This is a genomic window from Halorubrum sp. SP3, assembly GCF_005435195.1.
Classification (GTDB): Archaea; Halobacteriota; Halobacteria; order Halobacteriales; family Haloferacaceae; genus Halorubrum; species Halorubrum sodomense.
In genome coordinates this window covers 1-244 of sequence record NZ_SGTU01000677.1, presented here as the reverse complement: position 1 = coordinate 244, position 244 = coordinate 1, and the positions used below count along the sequence as shown (strand labels likewise).

1 protein-coding gene is annotated in these 244 nt (G+C 70.9%); it reads right to left on the bottom strand.

Going from position 1 to position 244, the window contains the following annotated elements; all coding sequences use genetic code 11:
* A partial coding sequence (pgk, locus tag EXE42_RS17920) for a phosphoglycerate kinase (protein WP_137707132.1) occupies positions 1-244 on the bottom strand: 244 nt, incomplete at both ends.

The following is a 244-nucleotide window of genomic DNA, read 5'->3' as shown; positions in this document are numbered from 1 at the left end:
ACTGCTCGTCGAACAGGTCCATCTCCCCCACGTCGCGCCCGACGGGGTGCCCCGCGGCGCGCAAGAAGAGCTCGCCGGCGACGCCGCCGAGGAGGAAGCGGTCGACCGTCTCGTCTAAGGCGTCCATCACGCCGATCACGTCCGTCGCCTTCGTCCCGCCGACGACCATCGTGACCGGCCCGTCGAACTCCCGGGTCGCGATGGCGGTGTTGGCCTCGTACTCGGTCTCCATCACGCGGCCCGC